Genomic DNA, 20116 nt, shown 5'->3' on the forward strand with positions numbered 1-20116 from the left:
GCGGGGCCACTACGGCCGTCGGCGACGACGTGCCGTCACGCGAGAACGGCGTCGCCTGCTGCCCGTGCCCGGCGTTCCCGCCACAACGCCGCACCGGTGATCAGCGCGCCCATGCCCTCCCAGAGCCCGACGCCGATGAAGGCGCCCGGTGCCACGCCGGTCAGCGCGAGCGTCGTGAAGAGGGTGAAGGTGACCACGCGGAAGGGGACGGTCCAGAAGAAGAAGGCCCGGAAGTCGACGGCTGCGGCGAGGACGTAGTAGACGCCCATGTTCACCGACGCCATCGACGAGGCGGCCATGAAGACGCGCGTGTAGTCGCCCGACGCGCGCTGCTCGGGGCCGATGTGCACGAAACCGAGCATGGACAGCTGCACGTCGGGCGCCACCAGCCCGATCAGGCCGAGGACCAGGGCCATGACCCCGAACACCGCCATGGTCCAACCCGACAGGGACCGCGGGAGTCGCACTGACATCCTCCAGTGATCAGACCGATGGATCTTCGGCTTGGGACCCCAGCATGATCTCCGGTCGTGCCGCTCATCGTCACGAGATCGAGGAATCCTCCACGCCGAACGCCGGCCGTGCGGACGTGGGTGGAGTGGACGTGGGTGGAGCGGCGAAGACGGGTGCAGCCGACCTGCGTCCACTCGGCTGAGGCGGCACGGCATATCGGCGGAAACATCAGGCGGGGGACCGGGCGCCCCCGTAGTTTGAATCGAGCGCCCAGACGGAAGAGTTCGCAGCCGTCGCCGCCCGAGCGAGCCGACGGAGCCGATCCGACGGTGATTCTTCCGTCGAGGCGGGCGCGGACCGCATAGGCGAAAGGTGGACCGATGACCGGCCTGCACGACATCCTGCTGCGGCACGTCGGCGAAGGATCGGCGCCGGGAGCGGTGGGCCTGGTGGCCCGCGGTGACCGGGTCGAGGTGGAGGCCGTCGGTTCCACCGGCGTGGACGGCACCTGCCCGATGGCCAGAGATTCGATCTTCCGGATCGCTTCGATCACCAAGCCCATCACCGCGGCGGCGGTCATGATGCTGGTCGAGGACGGCCGGATCGTGCTGGACGACCCGGTCGAGCGGTGGCTGCCGGAACTGGCGTCGCCCGTCGTCGTCCGCACGCCGAAGAGCCCGGTCGACGACGTGGTCCCGGCCGCCCGGCCGATCACCGTGAGTGATCTGCTCACCTTCCGCGCCGGGTACGGCTTCCCCTCCGACTTCTCGCTCCCGGCGGTCGGGCTGTTGTTCAGCGAGCTGAGGCAGGGGCCGCCGCAGCCGCAGCACGTCGTGGCGCCGGACGAATGGATGGCGGCGCTGTCCCGCATCCCATTGCTGCACCAGCCGGGTGACGCCTGGCTGTACAACACCTGTTCCGACATCCAGGGCGTGTTGATCGCCCGCGTCTCGGGCCTCCCGCTGACCGAGTTCCTGGCGGAGCGCCTGTTCGAGCCCCTGGGAATGGCCGACACCGGATTCGAGGTGCCGGCCGGCGAACTCGACCGGTTCACCGCCTACTACCGAACCGATCCGGCGGGCGGCCTCGAGCTGGTCGACGCCCCTGACGGCCAGTGGAGCAGCGCTCCCGCGTTCCCCTCCGGCGCGGGCGGGCTGGTCTCGACCGTCGACGACTGGCACTCCTTCGCCCGGATGTTGCTCGCGGAAGGCACCGTCGGCGGCCGCTCGCTGCTGTCCCCCGCCTCGGTGCGGCGGATGACGACCGACCACCTCACCCGGTCCCAGCGCGATGCCGGGGTGTTGTTCCTGGAAGGCCAGGGCTGGGGCTTCGGCGGGTCGGTCGACGTCGAGGACGTCGACCCCTGGAACGTGGTGGGACGCTACGGCTGGGTCGGGGGCACGGGAACGGCGGCGCACATCACCGCGTCCACCGGCATGGTCACCATCCTGCTCACCCAGCTTGAGCTGGCCGGACCGACCCCGCCGGCCGTGATGCGGGACTTCTGGCGGTACGCCGCCGGCGGCTGGTCCGGGCCCTCTCACGACTGCGAGTGAGCGGTCACGGTGGGTGATGGAACGGGTCGCTTTCGCGACCGGCCCGATGCCTGGTAAGCTCTCCCGCAGTTGCAGTTGTGGTACCCATAGAACTCTATGTGCACCTGACGGGATGTATCCGACGGGTGCACTGCTGTTTGGCCGGTCATCTCCGGATGGGCTCATTGCGGCGACGCGGAATCCGTGCAGTGCGGATTCCGGCTCTGCCCCCTCATCGAAGGAGATTTGATATGGCTACCGGAACCGTGAAGTGGTTCAACGCGGAAAAGGGCTTCGGCTTCATCGAGCAGGACGGCGGCGGCGCCGACGTCTTCGCGCACTACTCGAACATCGCCGCCCAGGGCTACCGCGAGCTCCAGGAAGGCCAGAAGGTGTCGTTCGACGTCACGCAGGGCCAGAAGGGCCCGCAGGCGGAGAACATCGTTCCCGTCTGACAAGTCGTCACTGAAAGGCCCGCGCCTCTTGAGGCGCGGGCCTTTCGGCTTTACCGGGGCCCTTTCGCTCGGTCGTTGTTTCACACCCACGAGACGATGAGCCGGTTGTGCGGCCGGTCGAAGACGAAGCGGCCATTGCGGCCATTGGCGGCCTCGAAACGCTCGTTTTCCTTGCGGGCACCGCCGGGCTGGATCTCGAAATGCGCGGCTCGGTGCCGATAGCCCTCTCGGCCATGTCGCCGGGGTGGTGGCCGTGCAGTGCGTACCAGTAGCAGTACAGGGTGATGAACGGTGCGTACCACCACGTGGATCTTCCCGGGCACGGCCTGGTTATGGTTGCCGGATGCGATACGAGTGGGGCGAGTACGCCTTCGACGGAGCGGTCACCGTGGAGTGCCCTTCCGCGGACGTCCTGCGCTGGCTGGTGATGCCCGACCTCATGAGCAGGTGGATAGCCGGCCTGGAGGCAGTCACCCTCATCGATTCGCAGCCCGATGTCGTCGGCGCCCACACCAGACTGGATTACGGAGGTGGCGCACGCAGCCCGGGCACCTTTCATGGGGAAGTCGTGGAACTGAGTGACCAGATACTCATCCGGTGCTACCGGCCTGCGTTCGCTCAAGACAAGTACGAACGGACCGTCCGCTACGACTTGCGCGCCATCGGTGCGGCAACCGCATTGCGCTGCTCGGTGCAGACCAGGCTCCTCGGTGTGCCCGCCGTACTCAGGCGGCTCCCGCAGCGGAACGAACAGGTGCATCTGAACCGCAGTCTGGAACGGCTGCGCTCCTTGGCTGGAGGGCGGCAACAGCTGCCACTCCTGCGTCGGATCCGCGACTCCGGGCTGCAGGCACAGCCTCTCTAACGGCTCGTCGAGGAAGCCGGGACCGGTGGACCTCACCCGCGGAAGGGATACCTCTTGTCGAGCTCGATGTTGAGTCGCAGGACGTCGACCCGGGGTTCGCCGATGAAGCCGAGCACCCGACCGTCCTCATTGGCCGTGATCGCTTTGAGCACCGCGTCGTCCGGGATGCCGCGTGCCCTGGCGACGCGCGGGGCCTGCAGTCGTGCGTACGCGGGGGAGATGTGTGGATCGAGGCCGCTGCCGCTCGCCGTCACCGCGTCGGCCGGCACGGCGGGCGTGGCGGGAGCGCGGCCCCGGATCGGCACGATCTCGCCCGGCTGGTAGTCGCCGCCGTACCGGGCGCATTCGACCGGCCGGCCGGCGTAGGTCGTGAGAAACGGCCTGGCCACGATGCCGCACTGCTCGTTCACGCTGACCACCCGGGTCGGTCTCGTCACGTGCCCGGTCCTGTCGCGGGGCCCGATGACCGACAGGACCGCGCCCACGCCGCCCGGGGTGCAGAACGGCCGGGAGCCGTCCACGCCCTCCAGCGCGCCCACGGCCTTGCTGCGGGCGCAGACCTGCGTGAGCAGGCTGTCCCTGGCCTTGTGCGCGGCGATCTCCGCCGCCTTCCTGGCCGGATCCGCCGGCAGCGTGTCGACGACGTCCTCCGGGCCCAGGTTGCTCGCACCGGTCGAGGTGGGGTCGTAGCCGGTCCCGGCATTCGACGGACGGCTCTGGAAGTACTGCCTGAGCGGGTCGCCGCTCTTGTCGGTGAACAGCTGGCCGATGAGCCGGCTGCCGACCGTACGGCCGCCGATCGTGACCATCGAGCCTTCCGCCCGGTCGTGGAGGCCGGGGAGGAGGGCGACACCCCAGACGACGATCGGATAGATCACCCCGGTGATCATCGTGATGACGACGAGAGCGCGGACCGCCGCCAGGTGCTGCACCACCCAGCCGGGCGCGCGCGTCATGAGCGACATCGGCACCACCTCCGGCGCGAGCTGAAGATCATCTGGGGTGTCATGACATCCCCGGAAGGAACTGAACCGGCAGGTCGATGAGCTTGATGCCGATGAACGGCGCGATGATGCCGCCCAGGCCGTAGATGTAGAGGTTGCGCGACAGCAGCTTGGACGCGCTCGAGGGCCGGTAGCGCACGCCGCGCAGGGCGAGCGGGATCAGCACCACGATGATGATCGCGTTGAAGATGACCGCGGACAGGATCGCCGACTGCGGGCTGTTGAGCCGCATGATGTTGAGGGTGTCCAGGCCGGGATAGACCGCCGCGAACATCGCCGGGATGATGGCGAAGTACTTGGCGATGTCGTTGGCGATGGAGAAGGTCGTCAGCGCACCCCGGGTGATGAGGAGCTGCTTGCCGATCTCGACGATCTCGATGAGCTTGGTCGGGTTGGAGTCGAGGTCGACCATGTTGCCGGCCTCCTTGGCGGCCGACGTTCCGGTGTTCATCGCCACGCCGACGTCCGCCTGCGCGAGGGCGGGGGCGTCGTTGGTACCGTCACCGGTCATCGCGACCAGGCGGCCGCCCTCCTGCTCCTTCTTGATCAGCACCATCTTGTCCTCGGGCTTGGCCTCCGCGAGGAAGTCGTCGACCCCGGCCTCGTCGGCGATGGCCTTGGCCGTCAGCGGGTTGTCCCCGGTGATCATGACGGTGCGGATGCCCATTCTGCGCATCGCGTCGAACCGCTGGCGCATGCCCTGCTTGACGACGTCCTTGAGGTGGATGACGCCGAGTACGTGCGCGGTGGCCTGCCCGCCCTGTTTGACGACCTCGCCGACCACGAGTGGTGTGCCGCCGCTGGCGGAGATGCCGTCCACGATGTGGCCGACCTCGCCGGTCGGGTGACCGCCGTTGTCGCGGACCCATTTCATCACCGCGGTCGCCGCGCCCTTGCGGAGCAGCCGGACCTGGTTCCCACCGCCGTCGAAGTCGACGCCGGACATGCGGGTCTGAGCGGTGAACTCGATCCAGGTCGCGTGGGAGAGCTCGCCGGGGGTGCGTTCGCGCAGGCCGTACCGGGTCTTGGCGAACACCACGATCGAACGGCCTTCTGGCGTCTCGTCGGCGAGGCTGGACAACTGCGCTGCGTCGGCCAGTTCGAGCTCGGTGACGCCGTCGACGGGCTGGAACGCCGATGCCTGGCGGTCGCCGAGGGTGATGGTGCCGGTCTTGTCCAGCAGAAGGGTGTCGACGTCTCCCGCCGCCTCCACCGCGCGTCCGCTCATGGCCAGGACGTTGCGCTGCACCAGCCGGTCCATCCCGGCGATGCCGATCGCGGACAGGAGGGCGCCGATCGTCGTCGGGATGAGGCAGACCAGCAGCGCGACCATGACGATGCCGCTGACGCCGTGGGCGTTCAGCGTCAGGGAGTCGGGCACGCCCGGCTGGATCGCCTTGGAGTAGATCGCGAGTGGTTGCAGCGTGGTGACCGCCATCACGAAGATGATCGTCAGTGAGGCGAGCAGGATGTTCAGGGCGATCTCGTTGGGCGTCTTCTGCCGTTTGGCGCCTTCGACGAGCGCGATCATCTTGTCGATGAAGCTCTCACCGGGCCGTTGCGTGATCTTCACGACGATCCGGTCGGACAACACCTTTGTACCGCCGGTGACCGCCGACCTGTCGCCGCCGGACTCCCGGATCACCGGGGCCGACTCGCCGGTTATCGTCGACTCGTCGACGCTGGCGATGCCCTCGACGACGTCGCCGTCGCCGGGGATGATCTCGCCCGCCTCGACGACGACGTGGTCGTGCTGCTGGAGCCGAGGTGCGGGAACCGCCTCTTCCCGGACCGGTCCGCCGGGCCTCCAATCGATCAGACGGCGGGCCGTGGTGTCCCGTTTGGCCCGTCGCAGGGCATCGGCCTGGGCCTTGCCGCGGCCTTCTGCCACGGCCTCGGCGAGGTTGGCGAAGATCGCGGTCAGCCAGAGCCAGACGACGATCAGCCAGGCGAACCAGCTGGGTTCGGCGATCGCCAGGACGGTGCTCCACACGGCGCCGATCTCGACGATGAACATGACCGGGTTGTGCCACATCGTGCGTGGGTCGAGCTTCTTGACGGCGTCGGGCAGTGCCCTGACGAGCTGCTTCGGATCGAGCAGCCCGGCCTGAACGCGCCCGCCGGACGCGACCTCGCCCATCAGCGGATCCCTTCGGCCAGCGGCCCGAGGGCGAGCGCGGGGAGGAAGGTGAGGGCGACCAGGATCACCGCGACACCGACGACCATCCCGACGAACTGCGGCCGGTACGTGGGCAGGGTGCCCTCCGACACCGGAATCCGGCCCTGCCGGGCGAGCGATCCGGCCAGCGCGAGAATGAGGATCATGGGGAGGAAACGCCCGATGGCCATGGCCAGCCCGAGGGCCGTGTCGTAGAACGGGGTGCTCGCGGTGAGGCCGCCGAACGCGGACCCGTTGTTGTTCGACGCCGAGGTGAACGCGTAGAGCACCTCGGAGAGTCCATGAGGACCGGTGTTGAGCATTCCTCTCCGCCCCCAGTCGCCGGCCATCGCGACCGCCGTACCGACGAGCACGCAGATCGGCGTGATGAGGAAGTAGGCGGCCGCGAACTTGATCTCCCGGCTGCCGATCTTCTTGCCGAGATACTCGGGCGTGCGCCCGACCATCAGCCCGGCCACGAACACCGTGATCACCGCGAGGACGAGCATGCCGTACAGGCCGGAGCCGGTGCCGCCCGGGGCGACCTCGCCCAGCATCATGTTGAACATGCCGATCATGCCGCCGAGGCTCGTGTAGGAATCGTGGGCGGAGTCCACCGCCCCGGTCGAGCTCAGCGTGGTCGCGCCGGCGAACGTCGCGGAGTTCGGCACCCCGAAACGGGTCTCCACGCCTTCCGACGCGGCGCCGACCGCGGTCGGCACCGTGCCGTGATGGCTCATCTGAAACACGGTGATCAACGTCAGGCTGACGATCGCCAGCGTCGCCATCACCGCGACGATCGCGTAACCCTGCCTGTCGCTGCCGACCATCCGGCCGAACGTGCGGGGGAGACTGACGCTGATGACGAGCATCAGGAAGATCTGGAACCAGTTCGTCCAGGGCGTCGGGTTCTCGAACGGGTGGGCGGAGTTGGCGTTGTAGAAGCCGCCGCCGTTGGTGCCCAGTTGTTTGATGACCTCCTGGCTGGCCACCGGCCCGCCCGTCATGACCTGCCTGGCGCCGGCCAGGGTCTGGAGCGGGTACGGGTCGTGGAAGTTCTGCACCGCTCCGCCGGCGATGAGAACGAGCGCTCCGACGAAGGCGAAGGGCAGGAGGATCCGGAGCACGCCGCGGATCAGGTCCACCCAGAAGTTGCCGAGGTGGTCGGTCCTCCTCCGGGCGAATCCGCGTACGAGGGCGATCGCGACGGCCATTCCGACGGCGGCGGACGCGAAGTTCTGCACGGCCAGCCCCGCCATCTGCACCAGGTGGCCCATGGTGGACTCGCCGGAGTACGACTGCCAGTTCGTGTTCGTGACGAAGCTGGTCGCGGTGTTCCACGCCTGGTGCGGTACGACGGGCCCGAATCCGAGGCTCAGCGGCAGATGCTCCTGCAGTCGCTGGAAGCCGTACAGGAACAGGACGGAGACCACCGAGAAGGCGAGCACGCTGCGGGCGTACGCGCGCCACGTCTGCTGCGCGTCGGGCCTGATGCCGATCAGGCGGAAGACGCCGCGTTCGACCCGCGACTGCCCGGTGCCGGTGTAGACCCGGTACATGTAGTCGCCCAGCGGCCGGTAGGCCACGGCCAGCGCGATCACCAGGGAACCGGTGAACAGGATCGCCGCGATCGTCGTGCTCATCTGGAACCGCTCCTTAGAACCGCTCCTTTAGAACCGCTCGGGGAACAGCAGAGCCGCCGCCAGGAAGATCACCACGGAGACGGCCAGGATGAGCCCGACGAGGTTGTCAATGCTCAAGACCGCTCGACCGCCTTCCGGGTGGACAAGAAGATCGCCGCGCCGGCCGGCTGCGCTCCAGGACGTGGTCACTCTCTGTATCCCCCCGTCACCATACGTCAAAGCCCATCCCGTACGGCCCGCGTCCGTGGCGGTGCGTGCAAGGTCCGCCACGCGTGGTAGACCGAAGGAGAGAAAGGCTGATCGAGGTCAGGCCGACGACGTGTTCAGCGGGCCGGAACCTGGGCCGCCTGGAGCCGGCCGACCGAGAAGCGGTGAAGGGGTGGGCCGGATGACGCGCGGGCGGCTGCGGGTCTACCTGGGAGCGGCGCCGGGTGTCGGCAAGACGTACGCGATGCTCTGCGAGGGCCGCAGGGCACGGGAGCGCGGACGTGATGTCGTCGTGGGTTTCGTCGAGACCCACGGCCGCGCACGGACCGCCGCGTTGCTCGAAGGCATGGAGATCGTCCCCCGGAGGACGCTCGTCCATCGCGGAGCCGGCTTCACCGAGCTCGACGTCGACGCGGTCATCGCGCGCAGGCCCAAGATCGCGCTGATCGACGAGCTCGCTCACACCGACGCGCCGGGCTCGCGCAACACCAAGCGCTGGCAGGACATCGACGACATCCTCGACGCCGGTATCGACGTGGTCTCCACGGTCAACGTGCAGCACCTGGAGTCGCTCAACGACGTCGTCCAGCAGATCACCGGCATCACCCAGCGGGAGACGGTGCCGGATGAGGTGGTACGGCGGGCCGACCAGATCGAACTGGTCGACATGTCGCCCGAGGCTCTGCACCGCCGGATGGCGCACGGCAACGTCTACCCGCCGGAGAAGGTCGACGCCGCGCTGTCGAACTACTTCCGCATCGGAAACCTGACCGCTCTACGTGAACTGGCGCTGCTCTGGGTCGCGGGCAAGGTCGACGAGCAACTCGACCGATATCGGGCCGATCATGGAATCGGCGGGACCTGGGAGGCCCGTGAGCGCGTGGTGGTGGCGCTGACCGGCGGCCCGGAGGGTGACACGCTGATCCGGCGGGCGGCCCGCGTCGCCGCCCGCAGCAAGGGCGCGGATCTGCTCTCCCTCCACGTCACACGGGCCGACGGGGCGGCCGTCGGGGACCCCGCCGGGCTCGCCCGCCAGCGCACCCTGATCGAGAGTCTGGGCGGCACGTATCACCAGGTCGTCGGGGATGACGTCCCCCGCGCCCTGCTGGATTTCGCCCGCGGTGTCAACGCCACCCAACTCGTGCTCGGCGCGTCCCGCAGAGGCCGGTTCGCCCAGTTGTTCTCCCGGGGTGTCGGCCTGACGACCACGGCCCGGTCCGGCTCCATCGACGTCCATCTGGTCCCCCATGCCGAGATCAGCAAGGGCAGGAGCCGCCCTTCACGGTCCCGGGCCGCTCTCACCCTCACGCGCAGGCTGGCGGGATGGGCGCTGGCCGTCGCCGGCCTGCCCGCGCTCACCGCCGCGTTGGGGCCGTCGCGGGACGCCCTGACCCTGCCCATCGACATCCTGCTGTTCCTCGTGATGGTCGTCGCCGTCGCCCTGGTCGGCGGCATGTGGCCGGCCGTCGCCTCGGCCGTGGCCGGATTCCTGCTGCTCAACTACTTCTTCACGCCGCCGATCGACGAGTTCACCATCGCCGATCCGCAGAACCTGCTCGCGCTGGCGATCTACGTGCTGGTCGCCATCATGGTCAGCACCGTCGTCGACCTGGCGGCTCGCCGTACCCGCGAGGCCGCCCGGGCCGGCGCGGACGCAGAGGTGCTGTCCACTCTCGCGGGGCACGTGCTCCGGGGAGAGGCGGCTCTGCCGTCCCTGCTCGCGCGGCTCCGCGAGACATTCGGGCTGGCGTCGGTCACCCTGCTCGAACGCCGGCCCGGGACCGAGCCCAATCCCGGCGACCAGTCCGATCCCGATGCCTGGCACGTCGCCGCCACCTCCGGGGACGAACCGAGTGCGTGCCCGGATGCGGCCGACACCGGTGTGGTCATCGACGACACTCACGTGCTCGCGGCGCGCGGACTGCTCGACGCCGCCGACCGCCGGGTGCTCGAGGCGTTCGCAGCCGAGGCCGTGGTCGCGCTCCGCCAGGAGCGGCTCGCCGAGGAGGCCGAACAGGTCCGGCCCCTCGCCGAGGCCGACAGGATGCGTACGGCGCTGCTCGCCGCGGTCGGCCATGACCTGCGGTCCCCGCTCGCGTCGGCCAGGGCGGCGGTGGAGAGCCTGCGCGCCACCGACGTCGCGTGGAGTGAGGAGGAACGCGTGGGGTTGCTGGCCACCGCCGAAGAATCGCTGGCCAGGCTGGAGCGGCTGGTCGTCAACCTGCTCGACATGAGCCGGCTGCAGGCCGGCGTCCTGGGAGTGTCCGTCGAGCCGGTCTCGCTGGAGGAGATCGTCCCCCGTGCGATCGACGATTTCGGGCCGCCGGGAGATCAGGTCGAAGGCGACGTCTCGGCAGGCCTGCCCGAAGTCGTCGCCGACCCGGCCCTGCTGGAACGGGTCCTGGTCAACCTCCTGTCCAACGCGGTCCGCTACAACCCGCCCGAGGAGAAGGTGCTGATCACCGCGAGCCGGTACGGCGACCACGTGGAGATCCGTGTCGTCGACCGGGGCCCGGGCATCCCGCCGGAGGCGCACGACCGGGTCTTCCTGCCCTTCGAGCGTCTCGGCGACCGCGATGACCACGCCGGCGTCGGTCTCGGCCTGGCTCTGTCACGGGGTCTGATCGAGGCCATGGGCGGCACGCTGACTCCCGGCGAGACACCGGGCGGCGGCCTCACCATGATCCTCACGCTGCCCGTCTCCTCGCGGCGTGCGGCACCCTGACCAGCCGCTCCATTGAGCGTGATCATGCACAGGTTCGGAAACAGCCGCCCTGAGCAGCCGGTTTCCCAACCGTGATCATGCACACTTTCGGAGAAAGCTGCCGCGACCTGGCACTACACGTGTGGTGATCATGCAATCGAACAGATCTGCATGATCACCGCGCACATAAGGCCTGAACAACACATCAATCGTCGAATCTGTGCATGATCACGAAACTCATCGGGTCTGGCCAGTACGTGTACGAGCGAACCTGTGCATGATCACGAAACCTGTCGGGCCTGGCCAGTACGTGTACGAGCGAACCTGTGCATGATCACGGTCTCGGCTCCTGGCCTCGCGGGATCGTCTGATCAGAGTTCCGCGAGCCGGTCCAGCGCCGCGTCGACGGTGGCCCGGGACGCGGGGACCAGGGGGAGCCGGACGTCGGCCGTCGGGATTCGGCCCTGGGCGTGGAGGACGCCCTTGAGCACCGTGGGGTTGGGCTCGCTGAACAGGGCGGCCGACAGCGCGGTCAGCCGGTGGCCGAGGTTCCGGGCGCGGGTCGCCTCCCCGGCGTGCCAGGCGGCGGCGAGCTCCACGAACGACTCGATGGCCAGGTGGGCCGAGGCCAGGATGCCCCCGGCGGCGCCGAGCGCGAGGAGCGGGGAGACGAACAGGTCGTCGCCGGCCAGGACCGCGAAGTCCTCCGGGAGGTCGCCGAGGAGTTCGACGGCCTGTTCGTCGACGCCGCCGGCCGCGTACTTCATGCCGACGACGCCGGGCAGCGCGCCGAGTGCGCGCAGGCAGGCCGCGCTGAGCGGCTGCGCGGTGCGGTAGGGGACGTGGTAGACGATCAGCGGCACCGGGCTGGCGGCGGCGAGGCTGGTGAAGTGCGCGAGGACGCCGGCCGCCTGCGGCCGGGTGAAGTACGGGACGGGCACCAGGGCGGCCGTCACGTGCGGCAGGTGCGCGAGCTCCGCCAGCGCCGCCGCGGTCGCGCGGGTGTCGTGGGATCCCGCGCCGAGGATGAGCGTGGCGCCGCGTTCCCGGCAGACGCGGACGCAGACCTCGATGACGGTGTGCTTCTCGTCCGCGGTGAGCGAGGCCGGCTCCGCGGTCGTCCCGAGGGCGACGATGCCGCGCGTGCCCGCGTCGAGCACGGCGTGGGCGAGGCCTTCGAGGCTGGTGGCCGCGACCGTGCCGTCGGCGGCGAAGGGCGTGATGAGCGGGACGTGGATCCCGGCCAGGGTGTCGTTACCGGGGGCGTCGGTGCTCAGGGCGTCGGGGCTCAAAGTCGCAGGGCTCATGGGATCGATGGTGGCCCGGTGGAATTGCCCAGGTCCAGTTACCTTTTCCGGCTCAAAGCGTAAGCTGAGCCGATGCTCGAGCTTCGCCGCCTCCGCCTGCTCCGGGAACTCGACCATCGCGGCACCATCGCGGCGGTCGCCCAGGCCTTGGCCTTCAGCCCGTCGGCCGTGTCGCAGCAGTTGGCGGTTCTGGAGCGGGAAGCCGGTGTGCCCTTGCTGGAACGTACCGGCCGCCGCGTGCGCCTCACGCCGGCCGGCCGCAACCTCGCCCGGCACGCCGAAGCGTTGCTGGAACGCCTCGAACTGGCGTCCGCGGAGTTGATCGACGCCCGCCGGGGCCTCGCCGGGCCACTGCGGATCGGCACCTTCCCGACCGCGGCCCGGGCGATCCTGCCGGCCGCGCTGATCGAGCTGAGCCGCCGGCACCCGGCGCTGGAGCCGATGGTGTCGGAGATCGACCCGGCCGCGATCGGCGACGCGCTGAGAGCCGGTGAGCTGGACGTGGCGCTGATCCACGACTACGACTTCGTCCCCCAGGCATCCACACCGGGCCTGACCGTGGCACCGCTGTGCGCCGAGTCGATGTATCTGGCCTCCGCGTCCCCGCTGGACGCGCCGCCGGACCAGGTCATCGCCCGGTGCGAGGCGGCCGACTGGATCACGGCTTCGCCGGGTACGGCGTGCCACCAGATGACGATCCGTGCTTGTCAGGCCGCCGGTTACACCCCGCGGGTCCGGCACCGCATCGACGAGTTCTCCACGGTGCTGGCCCTGGTGGCGGCGGGGCAAGGGGTCGCGCTCGTTCCCCACATCGGGACGTTCGACGCCCCGCCGGGCACGGTCCTGACGCGGGTGCCGATCCGGCGGCGCACCAAGGTCGCCTTCCGGAGCGGCGGAGGTGGGCATCCGGCCGTGGCGGCGATCACCGAGGCGTTGCGGAGTTCCGTTCCGGTCGGGCTGGACGCCGAGTAGACGCTACGAGGGCCGGTCCTGCGTCCTTCGCCGGATCCGGGAACGCCGGGCGAACCGGCGGTGACGCCACAACGCCAGCGGCACGGTTCCTGCGATAGCCGGCAGCAACGGCGACCCCACGACCGATGAAGCGGCGTTCAGCGCCGGCTGGGCGAACGTGTCGGGTATCGAAAGCACCTTCGCGCGATCGAACGGCCACGCTATGACGAAGGCTCGACCGACCACTTTGTCCACGGGGATCGTGCCTCCGCCCGTGTCGCCCGTATGGCGCCTGGAGTCGTACGAGACGGATCGGTGGTCGCCCATGACCCACAGGCGGTCCTTCGGCACGGTGACCGAGAAGGGCTGATCGGACGGCACGTCGCCGGGATACAGGTAGGGTTCGTCGATCGCGGTGCCGTTGACGGTGACCCTCCCCTTGGAGTCGCAGCACTTCACCGTGTCGCCGGGCTTGCCGATGACCCGCTTGATGTAGTCCTTGTCGCCGGGGACGAGGCCGAACTGGATGCCCGTCCAGTGGAGGGCGCGGGCGATGGGATTGCCGGGATCCTCGTACGGGACCTCGGGATCCCAGGAGTCGACGCCGGAGAAGACGACGATGTCGCCGCGTTCGATGTCGCGGACATGGTAGACGAGCTTGTTCACCAGGACCCGGTCGTTGATCAGGAGAGTGTTCTCCATCGATTCCGACGGGATGTAGAAGGCCTGGACCACGAAGGACTTGATCAGTAACGCCAGACCCAGGGCGACGACGACGAGGATCGGAAGCTCCCGGAAGAACGAGCCCTTCCTGCCCTTGCGCCCCTCGTCGGCCTGCTCGGTGTCTTCCGCGACCACGGTTACCTCGTCCCGGTAGGGCGGTGCAGGGAAGCACCGAGATTCTTGATCTTACTGGCCCTCGTCCCGGCACTTTGGACGCCCCGAGCCGAGGGTGCTTCGACACGATGAAGAGCTCCATTGTCCGTGGCCTCGGATCGGCGCCGGCATCGGGGCGGGCGCGGGGCGGGCGCGGGGCGGGCTCGGTGCGGGCGCGGTGCGGGCCGGAGCGCCGACGACGGAAAGGATGCGCAGGTGGGCGGCGCAGCCGGGTTCTAGGCTCCCGCGGAGTCGTTCACGGTGAGCACGATCTTGCCGGTCGTACGGCCTGTCTCGCCGCGTTCGTGCGCCTTGGCCGCCTGTTCCAGGGGCAGCACGGTGTCGATCTCGACCCGGAGTCTGCCCGCCTCCACCAACGCGGCGATCGCCTTCAGGGAGGCGAGGTCCGGCTCCACGAGCATGGACTCCGCCCGGATGCCCAGTGCCTCGGCCTGTGCCCGGAGCCCCTCGTCCGTGTTGGACAACACGAGCGAGACGATGACGCCGCCTCGGCGCATGGTGCGCAGAGAGCGCGGCCCGTGGTCGCCGCCCATGGTGTCGATCACCACGTCGACGTCCTCGACCACCTCGGCGAAGTCCACGCTCCGGTAGTCGACGGGTTCGTCCGCTCCCAGACCGCGCAGGAACGCGTGTTTGGCGGCGCTCGCGGTGCCGATGACGTACGCACCCCGGGCCTTGGCGATCTGCACCGCGAGGTGGCCCACTCCGCCGGCGGCGGCATGGACGAGCACCCGCTGCCCGGCCGTCACCCCCGCGGTGTCCTTCAGGGCCTGCCATGCGGTCAGCGCCGCCAGCGGGAGTGCCGCCGCGTGCACATGGTCGATGTTCCGGGGTTTACGGGCGAAGGTGCGGGCCGGCGCCGCCACGTACTCGGCGAAGGCGCCGTGCCCGTACGGGTAGCGCAGCATGCCGAACACTTCGTCACCCGGTTTGTACAGTGTCGTTCCGAGGCCGACCGACTCGACGACCCCGGAGACATCCCATCCGAGAACGAACGGCGGCTTTCCCAGCAAGCCGCCCGTGGCGCGATGCTTCCAGTCGGTCGGATTGACCCCGGCGGCGTGCACGCGCACCAGCACCTCGGTCGGACCCGGCGCCGGCCGCTCCACTTGTATTTCCCGCAGGACTTCTGGACCGCCGAGGGCGTCCTGGCTTATGGCACGCATCGCTCTCCGTCAGTGGGTCGATCCGAGGCGTTCGAGCAGGAGCCCCTCCCGGGTGGACCAGGGGCAGATCTCCACGCTCGTGGCCTCGCAGGCCTCCATGAGGGCCTCGGCTATCAGCGCTCCGGCGAGGGACTGCTCGGCGCGGTGTGTGCTGATGCCCGGCAGCTCTCCACGGTGGGCCGGGTCCATGTCGGCCAGCAGGGCGAGTGACGCCTGTACGCCGGTCAGCGACAGACGGCTGCGCGAGCAGGGCGGCTCGCCCTGGGCGAAGGCGAGCCGGGCGAGCTGGGTGAAGGTCTTCGAACTGGCGAGGACATGTCCGCCGGGCTGGGGCGTCGGCAGACCGGGTTGCCGGCTCAGCGCCCGCCGGAGGTGATGCCGGACCCTGCGCAGTTGCCGCGAGGAGGAGGCGGCCCCGCCCGGCAGCCATCTGCGGGTGATCGTCCTGGCGCCCAGCGGCAGCGAATGCACGGTGTGCGGTTCCCGGCCGGTGCCGGAGGCGATCTCTATGGTGCCGCCGCCGATGTCCAGGACCAGCAGTGGGTCCGACGTGTGCCCGGCCCATTGGCGGGCCGCGACGTAGGCCAGCCGCGCCTCTTCCCGGCCGGGCAGCACCCGGAGCCGGGTGCCCGTGGCCCCGGCGATCCGGGCGATGACCTCGTCGCGGTTGGGCGCGTCCCGGATGACGGAGGTGGCGAAGGCGAAGACGCGGGACTGCGCGGCCGGGTTGGCGTCCATCGTCTCGGCCACCGCCTGCTGGACGCTGCGTATCCCCTGCTCGTCCAACTGCCCGTCCGGGGCGAGCATCTGGTGCAGGCTCAGCCGTACCTTGTGGGACAGCACCGTCTCCAGGCCGGCCTGGCCGTGCGGCCGGCGGACCACGGTCAGCAGAGCGCTGTGACAGCCGACGTCCAGGACAGCCGCCTGCCGCATCCGCACCACCTCTCTGCGGTCCCCAGCCCATGGGGGACGGATCGTCGTTCGGCGGCCGGGCGTCAGCGGGGGACTGGTGCCGTTCGCGTACAGGCCGCGCCAAGGTTCAGGAGAGCCTACTCCCAGGGTAGTCGCTCCAGGGCCAGGTCGATCATCGCGTCGAGATCGGCTCGGGGAGTTCCGGACGCCGCCTCGACGGCGATTCCCTGGGAGAGCGCGGTGACGTATGTGGCCAGGACTCTCGGCTCGACCCCCTCGGGCAGCGATCCGTCGTCTCTCGCCTGCTCGAACCGCTTGCGGAGCACCGCCTCCCCGGCCACGCGCCGTCGGGCGGTTTCCAGCCGGGCGCCGTCCGATTGGCGGCGTAGATGCTGCCCGGCTTCAGGTTCATCGCCGAGGACAGGTCGGCCATCGTGGTCCCGTCGTAACCCTTCGCCGTGGGCGGGGTCGGCCCGATCGGGGAGATCACGGCGGAGGGATACGACCACACGGTCGCGGTCAATCTGCACAGCGTCTTCTTCGCCTCCCAGGCGGCCCTGGCGCACATGGGCAGCGGGGGCCGCATCATCACCATCGGCAGCATCAACGCCGACCGCATTCACTTCGGCGGGGGAAGCGTGTACGCCCTGACCAAGGCCGGGGTGGCGGGCTTCGCACGGGGACTGGCGCGGGAGATCGGCGGCCGCGGCATCACCGTGAACACCATTCAGCCAGGGCCCGTGGACACCGAGATGAACCCGGAGGACGGGCCGTTCGCGGCGATCACCAAGCCCTACATCGCCGTGGACCGGTATGGCACCGTCGACGAGGTGGCCGGCCTCGTCGTGTATCTCGCCGGTCCCGACGCCGCCTACATCACCGGTGCCACCATCAACGTCGACGGCGGATACGCGGCCTGACCCGCGGGCAGGCCGGTCAGGCATCCAGGGAGATCGCGTTCTTCGCCCGTTCGATCGACTCCTCGGAGGCGGGGCCGCCCGGGTTCTCCGTGGCCAGGGCCTGGTTGAGCTCGGCGAACGGGCGCATGCGCCGCTCGTACCGGGCCAGCGCGGACCGGTGGTCACCGCCGGCCGCGGCCAGTTCGGCGGCCAGCACGTACGCGCCGACCAGCGCGAGGCTGGTGCCCTGGCCGGACAGCGGCGAGGCGCAGTAGCCCGCGTCACCGAGCAGGGTCACCCGTCCGCGCGACCACGAGTCGATCCGGATCTGGGCCATCGCGTCGAAGTAGAAGTCGGGCGCCTGCCACATGGCCTTGAGCAGTCGCGGTATCTCCCAGCGCATTCCGGCGAGCCGGTCGGCGACCAGGCGGCGCTGGGCGTCCAGGTCACGGTGGTCGAAGTCCAGGGGCTCGGACATGAAGCCGAGGTTGACCCGAAGTTCGGTGTTGTCCCGTGCCGGGTAGATGCCGCCGCCGAGGTCGCCGTCGCGGATCCAGACCTGCCAGTCGTCCAGGTTCAGGATGTTCTCGGTGGTGAACACCGACACATAGGTGCCGAGGTGGTGGATGAACTCGGCCTCGGGGCCGAATGCCAGTCGCCGCACCGTCGAATGCAGCCCGTCGGCGCCCACCACGAGGTCGAACGTGCGCGGCCGGCCGCGCTCGAACTCCACCCGCACGCCGTCCTCGTCCTGTTCGATCGCGGCCATGGAATCGCCGAACACGTACTCGGTGCCCGCGGCCGTGCGCTCGTACAGCATCCGGGTGAGGTCCTCGCGGAGCACCTCGATGTCGTCGCTGTCCAGGCGGCCGCTGCTCGCCGTGTACTCGGTCGAGCGCATGATCTCGTTGCCGTCGCCGTCCAGCATGGACATTCCACGCATGCGGGTGCGCGACTCCCGCAACGGGGTCAGCATGTCCATCCGGTCGACCACGTCGAGCGCGACTCCGCGAATGTCGATCGCCTGGCCGCCGGCACGCGGTGCGGGCGCCCGCTCCACCACGGTCGGCGCGAAGCCGTGGTGGTGCAGCCAGTAGGCGAGGGCCGGTCCGGCGACGCTCGCTCCAGAGATGAGCACGGTTTTCATCTGTTCTCCTCCTACGATGTACGCGAGATCTGAATGTACATCGTACGCATCCATAAGAAAACGCGTTGACCTGCGAGTCTGCCCTAGTACAGGGCGATTCTTATGAGCTTGATGTAGGGTCTGTACTAGAACAGGCGGGAGGAGCCGAGCCGGTGACAGAGACCATCGAACCGCCCTACCGGCGCATCGTCGCCGACATCCGCCGGCGGATCGAGGACGGCCGGCTGGCACCGGGGGATCGGGTGCCGTCGACTCGTCAGATCGCCAGGGACTGGGGCGTCGCGCTCGCGACCGCCACGAAGGCGCTGGCCACCCTGCGTCAGGAGGGGCTCGTGCGAGCCCAGCCCCGCGTCGGCACGGTCGTGGCACCACGGGACGCCGGTGCGGAGGCCCGCCCGGCGCAGGGCGAGCCGCGTCGCAGGGCACGCCCGGCGCCGGTGGCCGAACAGGAACTGACGCGCGAGCGCATCGTGCGTGCCGCGATCGAGATCGCCGACGCCGAGGGGCTGAACGCGTTGTCGATGCGCGGTGTCGCGGCCCGGCTCGGCGTGGCCACCATGTCGACCTATCGTCACGTCGCCGACAAGGACGACCTCATCCTCCTGATGGCGGACGCGGCGTTCGGTGAGCACACTTACGCGCAGCCGCCCCCGGCCGGCTGGCGGGCCCAACTGGAAGACAGCGCGCGCGCGATGTGGACGCTGTACCGCCGCCATCCCTGGCTCGCCCAGTTCAACGCCCTCACCAGGCCGCTGCCGCTGCAGAACCTGCTGGTCCACGGCGAGCGGATCCTCACCGCGCTGGACGAGCAGGGCTTCGACCCGACCACCAGGCTCGATCTGCAGGTGCTGCTCTACAGCCACGTCCAGGGACTGGCCGTCCACCTCGAACGGGAGACCCACGCCCAGGCCGTCACCGGTCTGTCCGAGGACCAGTGGATGGAGCTCCACGGCCCGGCCATGGGCTCCATCGCCGCCACCGGCCGCTACCCGGCCTTCGCCAGGCTCATTGACGCCTTCGCCGAGGACGGCGGCTACGACCTCGACTTCGACAAGCTCTTCGAGCTCGGCCTGCGGACCCTGCTCGACGGCTTCGCCCGCCTCATCGAGCGGCAGCAACGTGGGCGAGGCGGACCGGCTGAGAGTTAGGGTCTGCCCATGCTCTTGTGGATCAACGGCCCCTTCGGCGGCGGCAAGACGCAGACCGCCCACGAGATCCGGCGGCGGCTTCCCGGCAGCGTCATCTGCGACCCGGAACACGTCGGATTCGGCCTGCACCGGATGATGCCTCCGCGTCTGCGCGGAGACTTCCAGGACCTGCCGGCCTGGCGACAGGGTGTGTTCGAGGTGCTGGACCTGGCCCTCACCCGGCACAGCGGCACGGTGATCGTTCCGATGACGGTCGTGGAGCCGGCGTACTTCGGGGAGACCGTCGGCCGGCTTCGGGAGCGAGGTCATGACGTCCGGCACTTCGCACTCCTGGCCGACCGCCGCACGGTGCTGCGACGCCTGCGCGAGCGCGGCTTCGGACACGTCGTGCGGTTCGTGGCCGGGGAGAACGCCTCGCTGCGCCGCGAGAGCTTCGCCGTCGCGAAGCTCGACCACTGCCTGCGGCGCCTGAACGACGCCGAGTTCGCCGAGCAGATCTGGACGGATCGGCTGACGGTCTCGCAGGTCGCCGAGCACATCGCCGGCGCCACCGGGCTCACCCTCGCCTCGAACACGGACAGTGCGCTGCGGGGCCGGCTGCGCCGGGCCTGGACCGGGGTGAAGCACATCCGGCTCGACTGAGAGACGGAGCCGGCTCCGCCGGG

20 protein-coding genes are annotated in these 20116 nt (G+C 69.7%); 8 read left to right on the forward strand and 12 right to left on the reverse strand.

Going from position 1 to position 20116, the window contains the following annotated elements:
* Positions 1 to 35: 35 nt before the first annotated feature.
* Entirely contained in the window at positions 36 to 467 is a 432-nt protein-coding gene (locus tag Psi02_RS23275) for a hypothetical protein (RefSeq protein WP_239095091.1), read from the reverse strand.
* A gap of 366 nt (positions 468 to 833) precedes the next feature.
* On the opposite strand from Psi02_RS23275, the gene Psi02_RS23280 reads away from it, so the two are divergent.
* Positions 834 to 2009: a serine hydrolase domain-containing protein gene (locus Psi02_RS23280; RefSeq protein WP_203977552.1), complete on the forward strand. Its 1176-nt coding sequence runs from the start codon at positions 834 to 836 to the stop codon at positions 2007 to 2009.
* Positions 2010 to 2239: 230 nt separating this feature from the next.
* Positions 2240 to 2443 carry a cold-shock protein gene (locus tag Psi02_RS23285; RefSeq protein ID WP_203954033.1) on the forward strand — a complete coding sequence of 68 codons (204 nt, stop codon included), beginning with the start codon at positions 2240 to 2242 and terminating at the stop codon, positions 2441 to 2443.
* Positions 2444 to 2523: 80 nt separating this feature from the next.
* On the opposite strand, the gene Psi02_RS23290 is transcribed toward Psi02_RS23285, so the two are convergent.
* A complete protein-coding gene (locus tag Psi02_RS23290) occupies positions 2524 to 2766 on the reverse strand; it encodes a hypothetical protein (protein ID WP_203977554.1) in 243 nt (80 codons plus the stop codon).
* Positions 2767 to 2786: 20 nt separating this feature from the next.
* Here Psi02_RS23290 and Psi02_RS23295 point away from each other — a divergent pair, with 20 nt between their 5' ends.
* A complete protein-coding gene (locus Psi02_RS23295) occupies positions 2787 to 3308 on the forward strand; it encodes an SRPBCC family protein (RefSeq protein WP_203977556.1) in 522 nt (173 codons plus the stop codon).
* A gap of 32 nt (positions 3309 to 3340) precedes the next feature.
* On the opposite strand, the gene Psi02_RS23300 is transcribed toward Psi02_RS23295, so the two are convergent.
* Genes Psi02_RS23300 through Psi02_RS23315 form a run of 4 tightly spaced genes read right to left on the reverse strand, consistent with a single transcriptional unit; the run spans position 3341 to position 8230 of the window.
* Complete coding sequence (locus Psi02_RS23300) at positions 3341 to 4273, reverse strand: potassium-transporting ATPase subunit C (protein ID WP_239095092.1); 933 nt, start codon at positions 4271 to 4273, stop codon at positions 3341 to 3343.
* Between the two features lie 40 nt (positions 4274 to 4313).
* Complete coding sequence (gene kdpB / locus Psi02_RS23305; RefSeq protein WP_203977558.1) at positions 4314 to 6452, reverse strand: potassium-transporting ATPase subunit KdpB; 2139 nt, start codon at positions 6450 to 6452, stop codon at positions 4314 to 4316.
* Entirely contained in the window at positions 6452 to 8113 is a 1662-nt protein-coding gene (gene kdpA / locus Psi02_RS23310) for a potassium-transporting ATPase subunit KdpA (RefSeq protein ID WP_203977560.1), read from the reverse strand. The genes kdpB and kdpA overlap by 1 nt, the downstream gene beginning before the upstream one ends.
* A gap of 27 nt (positions 8114 to 8140) precedes the next feature.
* Positions 8141 to 8230 (reverse strand): potassium-transporting ATPase subunit F, encoded by a 90-nt coding sequence (locus tag Psi02_RS23315; RefSeq protein WP_203977562.1) that lies wholly within the window; start codon positions 8228 to 8230, stop codon positions 8141 to 8143.
* A gap of 271 nt (positions 8231 to 8501) precedes the next feature.
* On the opposite strand from Psi02_RS23315, the gene Psi02_RS23320 reads away from it, so the two are divergent.
* The gene (locus tag Psi02_RS23320; protein ID WP_203977563.1) at positions 8502 to 11045 is read left to right on the forward strand and encodes a DUF4118 domain-containing protein; all 2544 of its coding nucleotides are present in this window, start codon (positions 8502 to 8504) and stop codon (positions 11043 to 11045) included.
* A gap of 350 nt (positions 11046 to 11395) precedes the next feature.
* Here Psi02_RS23320 and Psi02_RS23325 read toward each other — a convergent pair whose 3' ends face one another.
* Positions 11396 to 12331, reverse strand: coding sequence for a dihydrodipicolinate synthase family protein (locus Psi02_RS23325; protein ID WP_203977565.1), 936 nt, complete (start codon positions 12329 to 12331; stop codon positions 11396 to 11398).
* Between the two features lie 72 nt (positions 12332 to 12403).
* Here Psi02_RS23325 and Psi02_RS23330 point away from each other — a divergent pair, with 72 nt between their 5' ends.
* Positions 12404 to 13303, forward strand: a complete 900-nt coding sequence (locus Psi02_RS23330; protein WP_203977567.1) for a LysR family transcriptional regulator — start codon at positions 12404 to 12406, stop codon at positions 13301 to 13303.
* 3 nt (positions 13304 to 13306) lie between these two features.
* Here Psi02_RS23330 and lepB read toward each other — a convergent pair whose 3' ends face one another.
* The 4 genes from lepB to Psi02_RS23350 form a co-directional block, all read right to left on the reverse strand.
* Positions 13307 to 14140: a signal peptidase I gene (gene lepB, locus Psi02_RS23335; RefSeq protein WP_203977569.1), complete on the reverse strand. Its 834-nt coding sequence runs from the start codon at positions 14138 to 14140 to the stop codon at positions 13307 to 13309.
* A 254-nt stretch (positions 14141 to 14394) separates the two neighbouring features.
* A complete protein-coding gene (locus Psi02_RS23340; protein ID WP_203977571.1) occupies positions 14395 to 15345 on the reverse strand; it encodes an NADP-dependent oxidoreductase in 951 nt (316 codons plus the stop codon).
* A gap of 9 nt (positions 15346 to 15354) precedes the next feature.
* Positions 15355 to 16278 (reverse strand): Ppx/GppA phosphatase family protein, encoded by a 924-nt coding sequence (locus Psi02_RS23345; RefSeq protein ID WP_203977573.1) that lies wholly within the window; start codon positions 16276 to 16278, stop codon positions 15355 to 15357.
* Positions 16279 to 16394: 116 nt separating this feature from the next.
* Complete coding sequence (locus Psi02_RS23350) at positions 16395 to 16598, reverse strand: hypothetical protein (RefSeq protein WP_203977575.1); 204 nt, start codon at positions 16596 to 16598, stop codon at positions 16395 to 16397.
* 117 nt (positions 16599 to 16715) lie between these two features.
* Between Psi02_RS23350 and Psi02_RS23355 the strand changes: the two genes are divergently transcribed.
* Entirely contained in the window at positions 16716 to 17177 is a 462-nt protein-coding gene (locus tag Psi02_RS23355) for an SDR family oxidoreductase (RefSeq protein WP_203977577.1), read from the forward strand.
* 16 nt (positions 17178 to 17193) lie between these two features.
* Here the strand turns inward: Psi02_RS23355 and Psi02_RS23360 are convergent, their stop codons facing one another.
* On the reverse strand, positions 17194 to 18303 hold the full coding sequence (locus tag Psi02_RS23360) for an FAD-dependent monooxygenase (RefSeq protein WP_203977578.1): 1110 nt from the start codon (positions 18301 to 18303) through the stop codon (positions 17194 to 17196).
* A 152-nt stretch (positions 18304 to 18455) separates the two neighbouring features.
* Between Psi02_RS23360 and Psi02_RS23365 the strand changes: the two genes are divergently transcribed.
* Both Psi02_RS23365 and Psi02_RS23370 read left to right on the forward strand, forming a co-directional pair.
* Positions 18456 to 19451, forward strand: a complete 996-nt coding sequence (locus Psi02_RS23365) for a TetR/AcrR family transcriptional regulator C-terminal domain-containing protein (protein ID WP_203977580.1) — start codon at positions 18456 to 18458, stop codon at positions 19449 to 19451.
* Between the two features lie 9 nt (positions 19452 to 19460).
* Positions 19461 to 20093 (forward strand): AAA family ATPase, encoded by a 633-nt coding sequence (locus Psi02_RS23370; RefSeq protein WP_203977582.1) that lies wholly within the window; start codon positions 19461 to 19463, stop codon positions 20091 to 20093.
* Positions 20094 to 20116 lie beyond the last annotated feature (23 nt).

It is taken from the genome of Planotetraspora silvatica (assembly GCF_016863315.1).
In the GTDB taxonomy this organism is placed as follows: Bacteria; Actinomycetota; Actinomycetes; order Streptosporangiales; family Streptosporangiaceae; genus Planotetraspora; species Planotetraspora silvatica.

What these genes read in the sequence shown, in the direction of transcription:
- Psi02_RS23280 (WP_203977552.1), top strand. Translation starts at nt 834, where the DNA reads ATGACCGGCCTGCACGACATCCTGCTGCGGCACGTCGGCGAAGGATCG.
- Psi02_RS23285 (WP_203954033.1), top strand. Translation starts at nt 2,240, where the DNA reads ATGGCTACCGGAACCGTGAAGTGGTTCAACGCGGAAAAGGGCTTCGGC.
- Psi02_RS23295 (WP_203977556.1), top strand. Translation starts at nt 2,787, where the DNA reads ATGCGATACGAGTGGGGCGAGTACGCCTTCGACGGAGCGGTCACCGTG.
- Psi02_RS23300 (WP_239095092.1), bottom strand. Translation starts at nt 4,273, where the DNA reads ATGTCGCTCATGACGCGCGCGCCCGGCTGGGTGGTGCAGCACCTGGCG.
- kdpB (WP_203977558.1), bottom strand. Translation starts at nt 6,452, where the DNA reads ATGGGCGAGGTCGCGTCCGGCGGGCGCGTTCAGGCCGGGCTGCTCGAT.
- kdpA (WP_203977560.1), bottom strand. Translation starts at nt 8,113, where the DNA reads ATGAGCACGACGATCGCGGCGATCCTGTTCACCGGTTCCCTGGTGATC.
- Psi02_RS23320 (WP_203977563.1), top strand. Translation starts at nt 8,502, where the DNA reads ATGACGCGCGGGCGGCTGCGGGTCTACCTGGGAGCGGCGCCGGGTGTC.
- Psi02_RS23325 (WP_203977565.1), bottom strand. Translation starts at nt 12,331, where the DNA reads ATGAGCCCTGCGACTTTGAGCCCCGACGCCCTGAGCACCGACGCCCCC.
- Psi02_RS23330 (WP_203977567.1), top strand. Translation starts at nt 12,404, where the DNA reads ATGCTCGAGCTTCGCCGCCTCCGCCTGCTCCGGGAACTCGACCATCGC.
- Psi02_RS23340 (WP_203977571.1), bottom strand. Translation starts at nt 15,345, where the DNA reads ATGCGTGCCATAAGCCAGGACGCCCTCGGCGGTCCAGAAGTCCTGCGG.
- Psi02_RS23345 (WP_203977573.1), bottom strand. Translation starts at nt 16,278, where the DNA reads ATGCGGCAGGCGGCTGTCCTGGACGTCGGCTGTCACAGCGCTCTGCTG.
- Psi02_RS23360 (WP_203977578.1), bottom strand. Translation starts at nt 18,303, where the DNA reads ATGAAAACCGTGCTCATCTCTGGAGCGAGCGTCGCCGGACCGGCCCTC.
- Psi02_RS23370 (WP_203977582.1), top strand. Translation starts at nt 19,461, where the DNA reads ATGCTCTTGTGGATCAACGGCCCCTTCGGCGGCGGCAAGACGCAGACC.